This window comes from Streptomyces sp. NRRL F-5755, assembly GCF_001279365.1.
GTDB lineage: Bacteria > Actinomycetota > Actinomycetes > Streptomycetales > Streptomycetaceae > Streptomyces > Streptomyces rimosus.
This window is the reverse complement of the sequence record NZ_LGCW01000282.1, coordinates 1-16,385: the sequence shown is the minus strand read 5'-3', so window position 1 is coordinate 16,385 and position 16,385 is coordinate 1. Positions and strand designations below refer to the sequence as shown.

The following is a 16,385-nucleotide window of genomic DNA, read 5'->3' as shown; positions in this document are numbered from 1 at the left end:
ATGACCGCTGACCTCTCGAAGACGGCCTACGACCACCTGTGGATGCACTTCACCCGCATGTCGTCGTACGAGAACGCCCCCGTGCCGACGATCGTGCGCGGCGAGGGCACCAACATCTACGACGACAAGGGCAAGCGCTACATCGACGGCCTGGCCGGCCTGTTCGTCGTACAGGCCGGGCACGGCCGCGCCGAACTCGCCGAGACCGCGCTCAAGCAGGCCCAGGACCTGGCATTCTTCCCCATCTGGTCGTACGCCCACCCCAAGGCCGTGGAGCTCGCCGAGCGGCTCGCGCACCACGCGCCGGGCGACCTGAACAAGGTCTTCTTCACCACCGGCGGCGGCGAGGCCGTCGAGACCGCGTGGAAGCTGGCGAAGCAGTACTTCAAGCTCACCGGCAAGCCCACCAAGCACAAGGTCATTTCCCGTGCGGTGGCCTACCACGGCACCCCGCAGGGCGCGCTGTCCATCACCGGCCTGCCGGGCCTGAAGGCCCCGTTCGAGCCGCTGGTCCCCGGCGCGCACAAGGTCCCGAACACCAACATCTACCGCGCGCCGCTCTTCGGCGACGACCCGGAGGCGTTCGGCCGCTGGGCCGCCGACCAGATCGAGCAGCAGATCCTCTTCGAGGGCCCGGACACCGTCGCCGCCGTCTTCCTGGAGCCGGTGCAGAACGCGGGCGGCTGCTTCCCGCCCCCGCCCGGCTACTTCCAGCGCGTCCGCGAGATCTGCGACCGCTACGACGTGCTGCTCGTCTCGGACGAGGTCATCTGCGCCTTCGGCCGCCTGGGCACGATGTTCGCCTGCGACAAGTTCGGCTACGTACCGGACATGATCACCTGCGCCAAGGGCATGACCTCGGGCTACTCCCCCATCGGCGCGTGTGTCATCTCCGACCGGCTGGCCGAGCCGTTCTACAAGGGAGACAACACCTTCCTGCACGGCTACACCTTCGGCGGCCACCCGGTCTCCGCCGCCGTCGCCTGCGCCAACCTCGACATCTTCGAGCGCGAGAACCTCAATCAGCACGTACTGGACAAGGAAGAAGCTTTCTTCTCCACTCTGAAGAAGCTCCACGACCTGCCCATCGTCGGCGACGTCCGCGGCAACGGCTTCTTCTACGGCATCGAACTCGTCAAGGACAAGACCACCAAGGAGTCCTTCAACGAGGAAGAGACCGAGCGCGTCCTGTACGGCTTCCTCTCCAAGGCCCTGTACGACAACGGCCTCTACTGCCGCGCCGACGACCGCGGCGACCCGGTGATCCAGCTCGCCCCGCCGCTCATCGCCGACCAGCCGGTCTTCGACGAGATCGAGCAGATACTGCGGGGCACACTGCAGGAGGCATGGGGCAAGCTGTGAGGCGTACTTCGTGAGGTGAGGAGCGTCCGGGGGTGCGGCCCCGTGCGCCCCGCTCGCAGTACCGGCGTGGGCCCCGTAGCCCCGTACCCCCACCAGCCGCGCGAGCGGCTGCCTCGACTCGCGCGCCCGCCCGTGGAGCGAGCGGGTTCGTGGGCGTACGGGCTTGCGCGCCTGCCAGGTGGGCGCGGCCCGCCCCGCAGCCCGTGGCCGCGCCCCCTCCCGGCCCCGCGCTCCCCCCTTCAGCCCTTCCTCTCCGCTCCTCCACCCAGATTCTTCATATAAGCCTCCATTTGAGTGAACCTGGGCCGTGGTGCGCGCCGAGCGCCGAATACCGAGGGTCGCCACTCCTTACCGTGCCAGTGACCGATACCCTCCATGGTCGTTCACCCGGTCGGGGGAACGATCGGACGCGACGAGCATGAGGTGCGCAGATGGTGGCCCCACCTGACAACGACGTTCTCTGGGCGCGCGGCCTGCACCACACATACGCCGGCTCCCCCGCGCTGACGGGGGTCTCCGTCGGTGTCCGCGAGGGCGAGATCCTCGCCGTCACGGGGCCCCGCGGCTGCGGCAAGACGACCCTCCTGCGGTGTCTTTCCGGCCAACTTGCTCCGGACAGCGGCGAAATCTGGTTCAACAGTTCACCAGTGCACACGCTCTCACCGGCCGGCCGGGAACGGCTGCGCCTGGACCGCTTCGGCTGGGTGGACACCGAACCCCACCTCGTCCCCGAACTGACCGCCTGGGAGAACGCCGCCCTCCCCCTGCTCCTGCGCGGGACCGGCCACCGCACCGCCAAGCAGACCGCGTGCGAGTGGCTGGAGCGTCTGGACGTGGGCATGTGCGCCCGCCAACGCCCGGGCCGGCTCGACCAGTCGCAGCGCCAGCGCATCGCCATCGCCCGCGCCCTGGCCTGCGCGCCGCAGGTCCTGTTCGCCGACGAGCCCACGGCGCCCCTGCACCGTGCGGACGCCGCGCAGGTCCTGCGCACCATCACCACGGCCGCCCGCTCGCACGAGATCACGGTCGTCCTCGCCACCCACGAACCCGAGGCCGGCACCCTCGCGGACCGTACCGTGGCACTCCTCGACGGCCGCCGTACCGGCGCCAAGGCCCCCGTCCCCGACAAGGAAAGCAGGGCAGAGTGCTCGCTCTCCGTCTAGCCCGTGGGGCCCATCCCCTCGTCCTGCTGCGCCGCCTGCTCGTCGCCGCCGCGTCCGGCGGCACCGGCTTCCTGCTGCTGGCCGCGCTCGGCCACGCCGCGGCCCACCCAGCGACGGCCGCCGACTCGTTCGTACGCCTCCTGTGGTGCGCCGTCCCGGTCGCGGCCACCATCCAGCTCGCGGTGTCCGCGGCCCGTACGGACCCCGCCTCCCGCCTCCAACGGGGCATGTCCGCCGCCGGACTGGGCCCCGTACGGCTGACGATGATCGCCGCCACCTCCACGGCCGTGTCGTGCGTGCTGGGCAGCTTCGTCGCGCTGCTCGCCTTCCTCATGGTGCGCGGCGACTTCGGCGGCGCGACCGCCGCCGACTCCGCCACCCAGCTCCTCGGCGCGGGCCACTCCTTTCCGCTCGCCGGTGCGCTGATGCTCCTCGCCGTCGTACCGGTGACGGCGGCCACCGCCACCGCGGTCGTCCTGCGCCCGCGCAGGAACGCCCGTGGCGCCGGACGCCGTACGGGAGCTTCCACCGGCGCCGGTGCCGGTGCCGGCGAGCCCCTGACCGCCATGGGCACCAGCAGCACCGCCTCCGCCGTGCCCGCCGCGCTCCCCTGGGGCATGGCGCTGACGGCGGCCGGGCTCGCCCTGGAGACGTACGTCAGCCGCGGCCCTGCCGACGCCGACACGCTCCTCCCGTTGCCCGGACGCCTCATCGGCAGCCCGCCGGGCGTTCTGGCGGGCTGGGCGCTGTCCACCCTCGGCCTCGTCCTGGCCGGCCCCGGCCTGGCGCGGCTGTCCGGCCGTCTCCTGGCCGCCGGCCGCCCGGGGGCCGTCCGCCTGCTCGCCGGCCGCGTCCTCCAGGAGGAGTCCCGGCGCATCGGCCGCCCCCTTGGCGTACTCTGCGCCGTCGCCTCCGGCGCGTACGCGGCGGTGAAGGTGTACGAAGCGGCCCCCACCCGCCCGTTCGGTCCGCTCACCGGTCTGGGCGCGGCCCTCGTCCTGGCCTGCGTCACGGCCAGCGCCTTGACGGCGGCTCTCGAAGCCCGCTGGGCCCGTACCCACACCACCGCCGCGCTCCGCCGTCTCGGCACCCCGCGCTCCGTCCTCTTCCGCGCCTCCGTCCTGCGCGTCCTGGCCCTCCTCGTCGTCCTCGGCCCTTTGACCTGGGCCATCGCGGAACTGGCCGCGCTTCCTCTGCTCCACTGAGCCGCACTCCACCGGCCCCCGCCCGGCCCCACGCACCGCCCGCCTACGATGACGACCGTGCAGCCGAACCCGGAGTCCCCCGCGCCCCACCGCCCCATCGAGCGGTCGCAACGCCACGGCGGCGACCGCGAGATCGAGACGCTCGCCGAATTCGACCGCGTACTGGAGACGGGCACCCTTTCCGGCTACCGCGTCCAGTCCGTCGACCTGACCGGCCGCACCACCGCGCTGCTCGGCACGCCGGCCTCCGAGGCCGTCTTCCTCGGCTGCCGCATGGAGCCGGCGGCCGCCGCGAGCGTCCGGGCAGGCGGCGCCCTGGTCTTCCCGCCGATACCGGACCTGCCCTTCGACCCGTACCGCGGACGCCTCTACTCGCCCGGCGAACTCTTCGAGTCCCTCGCCACCGACGCCGGTTACCCCGCCACGCCCGACGCGCTGGCCTACGACTGGTACCAGCGCACCATGTCGGACGGCGACGTCTTCGCCTCGATGCTGCGCAGCATCCACGACGACGCCATCTCGGACGCCCTGGACGAGCACCTCGCGGGCGCCCGCGTCGTCGGGGTCATGGGCGGGCACGCGCTGGAACGCGGGTCCGGTGCGTACGAAGGCGCGGCCCGGCTCGGGCGGCGGCTCGCCCGCGCGGGCCTGACGGTGGCCACAGGCGGCGGCCCGGGCGCCATGGAGGCCGCGAACCTCGGCGCGTACGCCGCACCCTTCGACGACGCCATGCTCGACGAGAGCCTGGCCCTCCTCGCCAAGGTGCCGCACTTCGCCCCTTCGGTGACCGACTGGGCGCGGGCCGCCTTCGAGGTGCGCGAACGCTGGCCGGACGGCGGCGATTCGGTCGGCATCCCCACCTGGTTCTACGGCCACGAGCCGCCGAACGCCTTCGCGGCCCGCATCGCCAAGTACTTCGTCAACGTGGTCCGCGAGGACGGCCTCCTGGCGCGCTCCAACGCCGGAGTCGTCTTCCTGCCCGGCGCGGCGGGGACCGTACAGGAGATCTTCGACAACGCCACCCCGAACTACTACGGATCGCGGGGCGAACCGACCCCCATGGTCCTCGTCGACCGCACCCACTGGACCGAGAAGCTGCCCGCCTGGCCGCTGCTGCGGGCCCTCGCCGCCGAGCGCCGCATGTCCGCGAAGATCGCTCTGGTCGACTCGGTGGACGAGGCGCCGGACGCGCTGGCCGCCCTCGTGGACGGCGCGGCGTGCGATCAGCCCCGCGCCATCTGATGGCGCGCCCGAGGCAACTCCCGCCCCCGAATCCACGTCTGCCTAACAGGTAATGAACTGGTAAATCCAGGCAGTGCGTGAACGGAGTTCTTGGTGCTCATCGGTCTTCTGACGGCGGTAGCGGCCTCGGCCTGCTACGGCACGGGGTCGGTCCTGCAAGCGGTGGGATCGCGCAAGTCCGCGCGTCGGGAAGCGGCCGCCGCGTCCACGACCGGCCTCACCCAGCACGGCGGCCCCAGCCTCTCGTCCACCGCCAAAGCCGCCGTGACGTGGGAGTTCATGGTCGGCACGGTGCTGGACTTCATAGGGTTCGGGCTCGGCGCGCTGGCCGCCCGGCTGCTGCCGCTGTTCCTCTCGCAGACCGTCATCAGCGCCAACCTCGTGATCACCGCCGTGCTCAGCATCAAACTGCTCGGCATCCGGCTGAACGCGCGCGAGTGGGTCTCCATCGGCGTGGTCTGCTCGGCGCTGGTCCTGCTGGCCACCGCCGCGGGCCCGGAGGGCGGCGGTGACGCCTCGACGGCCACCCACTGGTGGCTGCTGGTCGCCTCGGTCCTGGTGATCGGCGGCGGCACGCTGATCGTCCGGCTGCTCGGCAGCCGCGCCGCGATCCTCGCCGGCCTGCTGTCCGGCCTGGGCTTCGGCGCGCTCGGCGTCGGCGTACGCGTACTGAACGGCATCGACCCGTTCCACCTGCCCACGCTGCTGGCCGACCCGGCGCTCTACGCCATCCTCGTCGCCGGTGTCGGCGGCATGTACCTGCACACGGTGGCCCTCCAGATCGGTTCGGTCAACGGCGCCACGGCGGCACTGGTGGTGGGCGAGACGGTGGTGCCCGGCATCCTCGGGGTGCTGTGGCTCGGCGACTCCTCCCGTCCGGGCTTCGCCTGGATGGCCATACTCGGGTTCGTCGTCGCGGTGGCCGGCGCCGTCGCGGTCGCTTGGTTCGGCGAGCCGGAGGGCGGCGCCGAAGCCACGGGTACGGCGCCGGACGACGGTTCGACGGCCCCCGCGCACGCGACTGGGGCAGGGGCAGCGACCGAGGACGGCAGGCGGGCACCGGACAGAGCGGCCACCGGAAGCTGACACCGGGGCGGACGACCGGGCGGGGCGCCCCATGGCGAGCGCCCCACGCCAGTTCCTCGTAGGGACGCCCCTCAGCGCTCCAGAACCACGACATCCCCGGCAAGGAACGCGACGCCCACCGTCTCCCCGTCCTCCGGGGCGTCGCGCAGCGCGCATGCCGCCTCCAGTTGCGGGCCGTCTCCGGGCTGGAGAAGAAGTGTGACGTGGGTGCCGCGGAAGGTGCGGGCCGTAACGGTGCAGGGCAGGCCCTGCGTGGCGCTCGTGAGCCGTACGCCGGCCGGACGTACGAGCAGGCGGCACACCCCGTCCGGCGTCCCCTCCGGGACAGGGAGCTTGCCCCACGGTGTGTCGGCCGCCTCGCCCCGTACGGTCGCCGTCACCACGTTGTCGAAGCCGAGGAAGCGGGCGACGAACTCGGTGGCGGGGCGCTGCCAGACCTCCAGCGGTGTGCCGCTCTGCGCGATGCGGCCCTCCTGCATGATCACCACCCGGTCGGCCAGCGCGAACGCCTCACCCTGGTCGTGCGTCACGGCCAGCACGGTCGTACCCAACTCGCCGAAGACTCGCCGGAGCTCCACGACCAGGCGCTCGCGCAGGCCGCGGTCGAGCTGGCCGAGGGGCTCGTCCAGCATCAGCAGCCGGGGCCGGGGCGCAAGGGCGCGGGCCAGCGCCACGCGCTGCTGTTCGCCGCCTGAGAGGGCCGCCACGGCGCGCCGCTGGGCGCCCGGCAGGCCGACGAGGTCCAGGAGTTCGGTCACCGTACGGTCCTGCACGGCGCGGGACGCCCCGTGCATACGCAGGCCGAAGGCCACGTTGCCGCCGACATCTCGCTGTGGGAAGAGCTGATGGTCCTGGAACATCAGCCCGACGCCACGCCGGTGCGTGGGGACACCCGACTGGTCGCGGCCTTCCAGGAACACCCGTCCCGCGTCGGCGGTCTGCAGGCCCGCCACGACCCGCAGCAGGGTGGACTTGCCACTGCCGCTGGGCCCCAGCACACAGACGATCTCCTGCGCGGCGACGCTCAGGTCCACCGCGTCCAGGGCCGGTGGCTGCCCGTCCCGGAAGCGAACGGTGACATCTTCCAGGCGCAGCAGTGCCTTGTCCGCCACCGTGTCAGCGTGTTCCGCCATCTAAAACTCTCCGGCCTGATCGGTGCGGACGCGCTCCAGCGTCAGCAGAGCGCCCGCGCACACCACCATCAAGATCGTCGACAGGGCCATCGCCTGCCCGTAGTTGAGTTCCCCGGCGCGCCCCAGCAGCCGCGCCACGGCGACCGGCAGGGTCGGGTTGTCCGGCCGGGCGATGAAGACCGTCGCGCCGAACTCGCCCAGCGACACGGCGAAGGCGAAGCCCGCGGCGATCAGCAGCGCCCGCCGCACCAGCGGCAGGTCGACCTCGCGCCACACCCGCCACGGCGAGGCCCCGAGCACCGCCGCGGCCTCCCGCAGCCGCTCGTCCACCGCGCGCAGCACGGGCAGCATGGTGCGTACGACGAAGGGCACCCCGACTAGCGCCTGTGCCAGCGGTACCAGCCACCAGGACGACCGCAGATCGAGCGGCGGCTTGTCGAGAGTGATCAGAAAGCCGAAACCCACGGTCACGGCGGAGACGCCAAGGGGCAGCATCAGGAGCGCGTCGAATCCCCGCACCAGCCTGCCGCCCCGCCTCGTCAGCGCGGCCGCCGCCAGGCCTCCCACCACCAGGGCGATCAGCGTGGCGGCAGCCCCGTAGGCGAGCGAGTTCCACAGGGCGTTCAGCGGGGCGACGGCGAAGGTGCTGTCCATGGAGGCGGCGGACTGCAGCGTCCGGTAGAACGTGAGCCCGTAGCCGTCCGGCCCGGCGAAGGACCGCTCGATCAGTACGGCCAGGGGCACCACCAACAGCAGCGTGATCACGGCGAGCGTGCCCCACAGCAGCGCCCACTGCCCCATGCCCCGGGGGCGCCGTGCCGTCTGCGCGGGGGCGACCAGTGTGAGGGTGGCCTCCCGCCGCCGTACGGTCCAGGCGTGCAGGGCCAGCAGGGCCAGTACGGCGGCGGACTGCAGCAGCGTGAGGCCGGCGGCCGTGGGGAGGTCCAGGAAGTCGGCGGTCTGCCGGTAGATCTCCACTTCGAGGGTGGAGAACGCCGGCCCGCCCAAAATCTGCACCACCCCGAAGGAGGTGAAGGTGAAGAGGAAGACCATCAGCGCGGCGGCCGCGACGGCCGGCGCGAGGGCGGGCAGCGTCACCCGGCGCCATGCCTGCCAGCGAGAGGCCCCCAGCACCCGGGCCGCTTCCTCCTGCCGCGGGTCGAGCTGGCTCCAGAGTCCGGCCACCGTGCGTACGACCACGGCGTAGTTGAAGAACACGTGCGCCAGCAGGATCGCCCATACCGAGGTGTCCAGCCGTACGCCCCACAGGTCGTCCAGCACCCCACCACGCCCGACCAGAGCCAGGAACGCCGAACCGACGACCACCGTCGGCAGGACGAACGGCACCGCGACAACGGACCGCAGCAGCTTCTTTCCGGGGAACTCGAAGCGCGCGAAGACATACGCGCCGGGGAGCGCGATCAGGAGCGTGAGCCCGGTCGAGGCCGCCGCCTGCCAGACGGTGAACCACAGGACGTGCAGCACGTCCGGGTCGGAGAGCACCTCCCCGGCCCGGCCTAGCTGCCACTGTCCGCCGTCCTTCAGCCCCCGTCCGACGATCGCGACGACGGGATAAGCGAAGAAGAGCGCGAAGAAGGCGAGCGGCAGGGCCATCAACGCCAGCCGCGAGGCCGTACGCCGCGACGTGCGCGCCCGCCCCGCGCGGCCGGTCACTTCAGGACGAGCGAGGACCACTGCTTGATCCATTTTTCGCGGTTCTCGGTGATCGCCTCCGGGGCCACCGTCCCCGGCTTGTCGATCTTCTCGCCGTACTTGGTGAACAGCTCCGGCACCTTGGCGTCGGTACGCGCCGGGTTGACGAACATCTGGAGCGGCACGTCCTCCTGGAACTTCTTGCTCAGCAGGAAGTCCAGCAGCGCCTTGCCGCCCTTCTCGTTCCCGGCACCCTTCAGCAGCCCCGCGAACTCGGTCTGCCGGAAGCAGGTGCCGGTCGCGACGCCAGTCGGCGCCTCCTTGGGCTCGGGCTTCTTGCCGAGCACCTCGACGGGCGGGCTGGAGGCGTACGAGACCACCAGGGGCTTGTCACCCTTGCCCTTGCCTGCCGCCGAACCCGAGAAGCGCTCGTTGTACGCCTGCTCCCAGCCGTCCACGACCTCCACGCCGTTGGCCTTGAGCTTCTTCCAGTAGTCCTGCCAGCCGGACTCTCCGTACTTGGCGATGGTGCCGAGCTGGAAGGCCAGCCCGGGCGACGACGTGGCGGAGTTCTCGGTGACCAGCAGACCCTTGTACTCGGGCTTGAGCAGGTCGTCGAAGGTCCGGGGCGGCGCAATCTTGTGCTCGGCGAAGTAGGCGCGGTCGTAGTTGACGCAGGTGTCGCCGTAGTCCACGGGCGTCACCCGGTGCTCCGCCTTGTCGAGCTGAAGCTCCTCGGGGACGCTCTCCAGCCCCTTGGCCTGGTACGGGCTGAAGATCCCCGCCTTCAGCCCTCGCGACAGCAGCGTGTTGTCGATGCCGAAGAACACGTCGCCCTGGGGGTTGTCCTTCGACAGGATCGCCTGGTTGACGGTCTTGCCCGCGTCCCCGCCCTTGAGCACGTTGACCTTGTAGCCGGTCTGCTTCGTGAACTCCTCCAGTACGGACTTGGAGGCGTTGAAGGAGTCGTGGCTGACGAGCGTGACCGTCTTGGAATCCGCGCTCTTCCCGCCGCCGCCCGAGCCGCAGGCGGCGAGCGCCGTCAGGCCGGCCACGACGGCCAGCGCGACGACGGTGGTCCTTCTGGTGGTGCTCACTGGTTTTCCTCCTGGCTGGCCAGGAAGAGACGCGGCCCCACCCGGCGCTTCGTCGGACGAAGGCCGGGTGGGGCGCAACAGCATGAGTGACGACCGAACTTCCTACCCGGAATGACCCGGGCGAGGTTCAAGGGTCTGCGGCACTCGGTGTCCGTGACGCTCGGTCCGTGACACTGCCGCACTCTCAGCGCTGTGGCGCTCCCCTGTCGGAATGTGCATTTGTTCGATCACACAGTACCAGCGGGCGTTCAGCGCTCCGCGGCGGCGAGCTGCCCGCAGGCGCCGTCGATCTCCTGCCCGCGCGTGTCGCGAACGGTCACCGGCACGCCGTGCGCGGCGATGGCCTCGACGAACGCCTTCTCGTCCTCGGGGCGCGAGGCGGTCCACTTCGAGCCGGGGGTCGGGTTCAGCGGGATCAGGTTCACGTGGACGCGCTTGCCCTTGAGCAGGCGGCCCAGCAGGTCGCCACGCCACGCCTGGTCGTTGATGTCCCGAATCAGGGCGTACTCGATCGAGATGCGGCGGCTGGACTTCTCGGCGTACTCCCAGGCCGCGTCCAGCACCTCACGCACCTTCCAGCGCGTGTTGACCGGCACGAGCGTGTCGCGCAGCTCGTCGTCGGGGGCGTGCAGCGACACCGCGAGCCGGCACTTGAGACCTTCGTCCGCGAACCGCAGCATCGCCGGGACCAGGCCGACCGTGGAGACCGTGATGCCGCGCTGGGACAGCCCCACGCCGTCGGGCTCGGGGTCGGTCAGCCGGCGGATCGCCCCCACGACCCGCTTGTAGTTCGCCAGCGGCTCACCCATGCCCATGAAGACGATGTTGGACAGCCGGGCCGGACCACCCGGAACCTCGCCGTCACGCAGCGCCCGCATGCCGTCGACGATCTGGTGAACAATCTCGGCGGTGGACAGGTTCCGGTCCAGCCCCGCCTGCCCCGTCGCGCAGAACGGGCAGTTCATGCCGCACCCGGCCTGCGACGAGATGCACATCGTGACCCGGTCTGGGTAGCGCATCAGCACGGACTCCACGAGGGTGCCGTCGTGCAGCCTCCACAGCGTCTTGCGCGTGGTGTCGTCGTCACAGGAGATGTGGCGCACCACACTCATCAGCTCGGGCAGCAGCTCCGCCGCCAGCTTCTCGCGCGCCGCGGCCGGGATGTCGGTCCACTCCGCCGGGTCGTGCGCGTACCGCGCGAAGTAGTGCTGCGACAGCTGCTTGGCGCGGAACGGCTTCTCACCGGCCGCGGCCACGGCTTCGCGCCGCTCGGCGGGGGTGAGATCAGCAAGGTGCCGCGGGGGCTTCTTGGCCCCGCGCGGCGCGACGAAAGTGAGTTCTCCGGGCTTAGGCATGGTTCTTCCAGTGTCGCAGACGTACGAAGTGACGATCGCCGACGCGGATCGGGGCCCGTCCAGGCGTACGAAAAGGCCCGCCACTCGATGTGGCGGGCCCCCTCGTACGTACGGGAAACCGCTGGTCAGCCGGAGCCGACGAAGATGACGTACAGCAGCCAGACGATCGGGGCAGTCGGCAGGAGGGAGTCCAGGCGGTCCATGATGCCGCCGTGGCCGGGCAGCAGCGTGCCCATGTCCTTGATGCCGAGGTCCCGCTTGATCATGGACTCGCCGAGGTCGCCGAGCGTCGCGCTGGCGGCGACCGCGATGCCCAGCAGCAGGCCCTGCCACCAGGCCCCGTTCTCGATGATCAGCTCCATGCTCAGCGCGCCCGCGACCATGGCGAACAGCACGGCGCCGAACAGCCCCTCGCGGGTCTTGCCGGGGCTGATGCGCGGCGCGAGCTTGTGCTTGCCGAAGCGCCAGCCCACCGCGTACGCGCCCGTGTCGCTGACGACGGTCAGCAGCAGGAACGTCAGGACGCGCTGCGGTCCGTCGTCGGCGGCGAGCATCATCGCCACGAACGTCGCCAGGAAGGGCACGTAGAACGTCGCGAAGACGCCCGCTGTGACGTCCCGCAGATAGTTCTCCGGGGCCTCGGTCATGCGCCACACCAGGACGGCGAGCGCGGTGAGCGCCATTGCCACCCAGGCGCCTTCCGCGCCGCGGACGTAGCCGGCGACCACCATCGCCGTACCGCCGAGCGCGAGCGGCACCAGCGGCACCTTGATGTCCTTGCGTTCCGACAGCCGCGAGGTCAGCTCCCACAGGCCCACGACCACCGCGATGACTATCACGCCCACGAACAGCGGCTTGTAGACGAAGAGCGAGAACAGGATGACGGCGCCGAGGCCGAGCCCGACGCCTATGGCGGCCCGGAGATTGCGTCCCGCGCTCTTCTTCTGCGGTTTGTGGGGCTGCTCCGAGCTGTCGGACCCCGGCAAAGAGGTGGGCATGGGCTCCTGCGGCTGTTCATCGCGGAACAGGGGGCCGCTCAGCCGAGCGGCCCCCGGGTCGTCCCGGTGGTCCCGGTCGTCGTCCAGAGGGTTCCGGTCGTCGTCCTGGTGTCCGCCTGCGTCGGGCACGATGGGCATGGGGCGAGTCTGCGCCGCCGCGCCCCAGTCATGCGCGGGACCCGCCGAACCGACGGGTCCCTGGTCGGGTGGTCCCCATTGACCGGCTCGGCCGACGCCAGGCGGGGCCCCCCAGGATGACTCGTTCATCAGACCTCGAGGAGCTCGGATTCCTTGTGCTTGAGGAGCTCGTCCACCTGCGCGACGTACTTCGCGGTGGTGTCGTCGAGCTCCTTCTCCGCCCGGCGCACCTCGTCCTCGCCGGACTCCTTGTCCTTGACGAGCTTGTCGAGGGCTTCCTTGGCCTTGCGCCGGATGCTGCGGATCGAGATCTTCGAGTCCTCGGCCTTGTTCTTGGCGACCTTGATGAACTCCCGGCGGCGCTCCTCGGTGAGCTCCGGGAAGTTCACACGAATGATGTGGCCGTCGTTGCTCGGGTTGACGCCCAGGTCGGAGTCCCGGATCGCCTGCTCGATGTTGCGCAGGGCGCTCTTGTCGAACGGGGTCACCACGGCCATCCGCGGTTCGGGCACCGAGAACGACGCCAGCTGGTTGATCGGCGTCATGGCGCCGTAGTAGTCCGCCACGATCTTGTTGAACATCGCCGGGTGCGCACGCCCGGTGCGAATCGCGGCGAAGTCCTCCTTGGCGACCACGACGGCCTTCTCCATCTTCTCCTCGGCCTCGAGGAGGATCTCTTCGATCACCACTTGCTCCTGGTCTTTTCGGTAAGAAGCAGAGCCTCGCCCCTGCCGCGCGTCTTCTCCTGCACGGTGTCCGACCGGCAGGCAGTTGTCCATCCCCGTGCCGGGGTCTTCCCCCGACCCGGGGTTGCCGCCCGTACGGCGCGCTGCCCGTACGGCAATACGGCAGTTGGGGCCGTCAGGCCCGGGTGCCCTGATCGCTGACGAGCGTGCCGATCTTCTCACCCTTCACCGCGCGCGCGATGTTGCCCTCGGCGAGCAGCTCGAAGACGAGGATCGGAAGCTTGTTGTCACGGCAGAGCGTGATGGCGGTGGCGTCGGCGACCTTGAGGTCGCGGGTGATGACCTCGCCGTACTCGAGAGCGTCGAACTTCACCGCGTCCGGGAACTTCTTGGGGTCGGCGTCGTAGACCCCGTCCACCCCGTTCTTGCCCATCAGCATGGCCTCGGCACCGACCTCCAGGGCGCGCTGGGCGGCGGTGGTGTCGGTGGAGAAGTACGGCATCCCCATGCCGGCCCCGAAGATGACCACGCGGCCCTTCTCCATGTGCCGCACGGCGCGCAGCGGGATGTAGGGCTCCGCAACCTGCCCCATGGTGATGGCGGTCTGGACGCGGCAGTCGATGCCCTCCTTCTCCAGGAAGTCCTGGAGGGCCAGGCAGTTCATGACCGTGCCGAGCATGCCCATGTAGTCGGAGCGGGCCCGGTCCATGCCGCGCTGCTGGAGCTCGGCGCCGCGGAAGAAGTTGCCGCCGCCGATCACGATGGCGATCTCGTAGCCGTCCCGGACCACGGCCGCGATCTCGCGGGCGATGGCGTGCACGACATCGGGGTCGACACCCAGTCCGCCGCCGCCGGCGAACGCTTCGCCCGACAGCTTCAGCAGGAAGCGTCCCTTCCCTTCGCTGTCGGCTTTGTGGGCTGTGTCCGCGCCGTCGGCACCCTGATTCATCACGCTCTCCTCGTGCACATACGAAGAAGGCCATTGCCGGGGGTCTGGTTCAGATCCCTGTACGGCAATGGCCTCCTCGTCACATCTGCGGCCGGCCGGTACGCGGCCGACTGCGTACGACCCTAGCGGGGCCGTAGGTCATTCGCTGGCCTTGGCGACAAGGCCCACGGCTGGGCTCAGGCGCCGACGCGGATGCGCGCGAAGCGCTTCAGCGAGACACCGGCCTCTTCCAGGACCTTCTCGACGGACTTCTTGTTGTCCTTCGCGAAGGGCTGCGCCAGCAGCGTGTTCTCCTTGAAGAAGCCGTTGACGCGACCCTCGACGATCTTCGGGAGGGCGGCCTCGGGCTTGCCCTCCTCGCGCGAGGTGGCCTCGGCGACGCGGCGCTCGTTCTCGACGATGTCGGCCGGGACGTCCTCACGGGTGAGGTACTTCGGCGCGAACGCGGCGATGTGCTGCGCGACGTCCTTGGCGACCTCGGCGTTCTCCTTGTCCAGCTCGACCAGGACGCCGACCTGCGGCGGGAGGTCGGGCATGGTGCGGTGCATGTAGGCGGCCACGTAGCCACCGGAGAACTGCGCGAAGCGGTCCAGGACGATCTTCTCGCCGAGGGTGGCGTTGGCCTCGTCGACGTACGCCTGGACGGTCTTGCCGGCCTCGATCTCGGAGGCGAGCAGCGCCTCGATGTCGGCCGGGGAGGTCTTGGCGACGTGCGCGGCCAGCGCGTCGGCGACGGCCAGGAACTTGTCACCCTTGGCGACGAAGTCCGTCTCGCACTTCAGCTCCAGCAGGACGCCGGAGGTCTTGTCCTCGGAGATGAGGGAGACGACGGCGCCGTTCTCGGCCGAACGGCCCTCGCGCTTGGCGACGCCCTTCTGGCCCTTGACGCGGAGGATCTCCACGGCCTTGTCGACGCTGCCCTCGGCCTCGTCCAGGGCCTTCTTGCAGTCCATCATGCCGGCGCCGGTCAGCTCACGAAGCTTCTTGACGTCCGCGGCGGTGTAGTTCGCCATGGTCTGTGAATCTCTTCTCGAAATCTCGACAGTCGAAAGATCTACGGGTGGACGGCGGGGGCAGCGCGCTTGGCGCTCTCCCCCGCCGTCGTCAACCAGTCGTGCGGCGTCAGGCCTGCTCGGCGGCCGGCTTCTCGGCCTCGGGGGCAGCCTCGGCGGCGGGGGCCTCGGCGGGCTTGTCCTCGGCCTTGGCGGCGTCCTCGGAGTCGGCCTTCTTGTCACCCTCGAGCAGGTCGCGCTCCCACTCGGCGAGCGGCTCGCCGGCCTTCTCGCCCGGCTTCTGGTCGCCGGTGGCGGCGCCGGAGCGGGCGATGAGGCCCTCGGCGACGGCGTCGGCGATCACGCGGGTGAGCAGGGTGACGGAGCGGATCGCGTCGTCGTTGCCCGGGATCTTGTAGTCGACCTCGTCCGGGTCGCAGTTCGTGTCCAGGATCGCCACGACCGGGATGTTGAGCTTGCGCGCCTCGCCGACGGCGATGTGCTCCTTCTTGGTGTCCACGATCCAGACGGCGCTGGGCACCTTCTGCATCTCGCGGATACCACCGAGGGTCTTCTCCAGCTTGGCCTTCTCGCGGGAGAGGACCAGGAGCTCCTTCTTGGTGAGGCCGGAGGCGGCCACATCCTCGAAGTCGATCTGCTCGAGCTCCTTCAGGCGCTGCAGGCGCTTGTAGACGGTCGAGAAGTTGGTCAGCATGCCGCCGAGCCAGCGCTGGTTCACGTAGGGCATGCCCACGCGGGTCGCCTGCTCGGCAATGGCCTCCTGGGCCTGCTTCTTGGTGCCGACGAACATCACCGAGCCGCCGTGGGCGACGGTCTCCTTGACGAACTCGTAGGCGCGGTCGATGTACGACAGCGACTGGAGCAGGTCGATGATGTAGATGCCGTTGCGCTCCGTGAAGATGAAGCGCTTCATCTTCGGGTTCCAACGGCGGGTCTGGTGCCCGAAGTGGACGCCGCTCTCCAGCAGCTCCCGCATCGTGACGACGGCCATGGCCGTACTCCTCGTGTTACTCGGTTCCACTGCGGCCGGGCGGCCGCGGTGCCTGACGCCCCGGCGCGCTCTGCCGGGGAAGAGACCTTGCGGGGTCTTCCGAGGACCGAGGGGCGCGGCCACCGTGCTGCCCGAAAAGGGACTGTTGCGCCGGTGGCGGGGCGTGCGAAGTCGACCCGGTGACCCGGATCGCCACAAGAAGTGTACGGGACCGCCGAAGGGACGGGCGACACGCTCCTTTCGGCCATGTGGGGGCGGGGGCGGATTGTGGGGGTGCAGGGTCGGCCTGCGGGTAGGAGAGGCTGGCCGCGGGG

The 16,385-nt window shown here is 70.5% G+C and carries 14 protein-coding genes and 1 riboswitch; of the genes, 5 read left to right on the top strand and 9 right to left on the bottom strand.

The window, feature by feature from the left end; translation table 11 throughout:
* From ADK86_RS28120 to ADK86_RS28100, 5 genes are all read left to right on the top strand, one after another.
* Positions 1-1,362 (top strand): aspartate aminotransferase family protein, encoded by a 1,362-nt coding sequence (locus ADK86_RS28120; protein ID WP_053699135.1) that lies wholly within the window; start codon positions 1-3, stop codon positions 1,360-1,362.
* A gap of 431 nt (positions 1,363-1,793) precedes the next feature.
* Complete coding sequence (locus ADK86_RS28115) at positions 1,794-2,525, top strand: ABC transporter ATP-binding protein (RefSeq protein ID WP_053699134.1); 732 nt, start codon at positions 1,794-1,796, stop codon at positions 2,523-2,525.
* On the top strand, positions 2,507-3,730 hold the full coding sequence (locus ADK86_RS28110) for a hypothetical protein (RefSeq protein WP_053699133.1): 1,224 nt from the start codon (positions 2,507-2,509) through the stop codon (positions 3,728-3,730). The genes ADK86_RS28115 and ADK86_RS28110 overlap by 19 nt, the downstream gene beginning before the upstream one ends.
* 96 nt (positions 3,731-3,826) lie before the next feature.
* Positions 3,827-4,972, top strand: a complete 1,146-nt coding sequence (locus ADK86_RS28105; protein WP_053699162.1) for an LOG family protein — start codon at positions 3,827-3,829, stop codon at positions 4,970-4,972.
* Positions 4,973-5,065: 93 nt separating this feature from the next.
* Positions 5,066-6,058, top strand: coding sequence for a hypothetical protein (locus ADK86_RS28100; RefSeq protein WP_053699132.1), 993 nt, complete (start codon positions 5,066-5,068; stop codon positions 6,056-6,058).
* Between the two features lie 71 nt (positions 6,059-6,129).
* Here ADK86_RS28100 and ADK86_RS28095 read toward each other — a convergent pair whose 3' ends face one another.
* The 9 genes from ADK86_RS28095 to rpsB all read right to left on the bottom strand — a co-directional run bounded on the left by ADK86_RS28095 (position 6,130) and on the right by rpsB (position 16,071).
* Entirely contained in the window at positions 6,130-7,191 is a 1,062-nt protein-coding gene (locus ADK86_RS28095) for an ABC transporter ATP-binding protein (RefSeq protein ID WP_053699131.1), read from the bottom strand.
* Positions 7,192-8,805, bottom strand: coding sequence for an ABC transporter permease (locus ADK86_RS28090; RefSeq protein ID WP_053699161.1), 1,614 nt, complete (start codon positions 8,803-8,805; stop codon positions 7,192-7,194).
* A gap of 56 nt (positions 8,806-8,861) precedes the next feature.
* Complete coding sequence (locus tag ADK86_RS28085; RefSeq protein ID WP_053699130.1) at positions 8,862-9,941, bottom strand: thiamine ABC transporter substrate-binding protein; 1,080 nt, start codon at positions 9,939-9,941, stop codon at positions 8,862-8,864.
* A gap of 81 nt (positions 9,942-10,022) precedes the next feature.
* A riboswitch (TPP riboswitch) is annotated at positions 10,023-10,156 on the bottom strand.
* Between the two features lie 33 nt (positions 10,157-10,189).
* The gene (gene rlmN / locus ADK86_RS28080) at positions 10,190-11,296 is read right to left on the bottom strand and encodes a 23S rRNA (adenine(2503)-C(2))-methyltransferase RlmN (RefSeq protein ID WP_053699129.1); all 1,107 of its coding nucleotides are present in this window, start codon (positions 11,294-11,296) and stop codon (positions 10,190-10,192) included.
* Positions 11,297-11,421: 125 nt separating this feature from the next.
* On the bottom strand, positions 11,422-12,561 hold the full coding sequence (locus tag ADK86_RS28075) for a phosphatidate cytidylyltransferase (protein ID WP_078620682.1): 1,140 nt from the start codon (positions 12,559-12,561) through the stop codon (positions 11,422-11,424).
* Entirely contained in the window at positions 12,561-13,118 is a 558-nt protein-coding gene (frr, locus tag ADK86_RS28070; protein WP_003980211.1) for a ribosome recycling factor, read from the bottom strand. The genes ADK86_RS28075 and frr overlap by 1 nt, the downstream gene beginning before the upstream one ends.
* 175 nt (positions 13,119-13,293) lie before the next feature.
* Positions 13,294-14,067, bottom strand: coding sequence for a UMP kinase (gene pyrH, locus ADK86_RS28065; RefSeq protein ID WP_003980212.1), 774 nt, complete (start codon positions 14,065-14,067; stop codon positions 13,294-13,296).
* A gap of 176 nt (positions 14,068-14,243) precedes the next feature.
* Complete coding sequence (tsf, locus tag ADK86_RS28060; RefSeq protein ID WP_030598766.1) at positions 14,244-15,080, bottom strand: translation elongation factor Ts; 837 nt, start codon at positions 15,078-15,080, stop codon at positions 14,244-14,246.
* 109 nt (positions 15,081-15,189) lie between these two features.
* Complete coding sequence (rpsB, locus tag ADK86_RS28055) at positions 15,190-16,071, bottom strand: 30S ribosomal protein S2 (protein ID WP_003980214.1); 882 nt, start codon at positions 16,069-16,071, stop codon at positions 15,190-15,192.
* Positions 16,072-16,385: the final 314 nt, after the last annotated feature.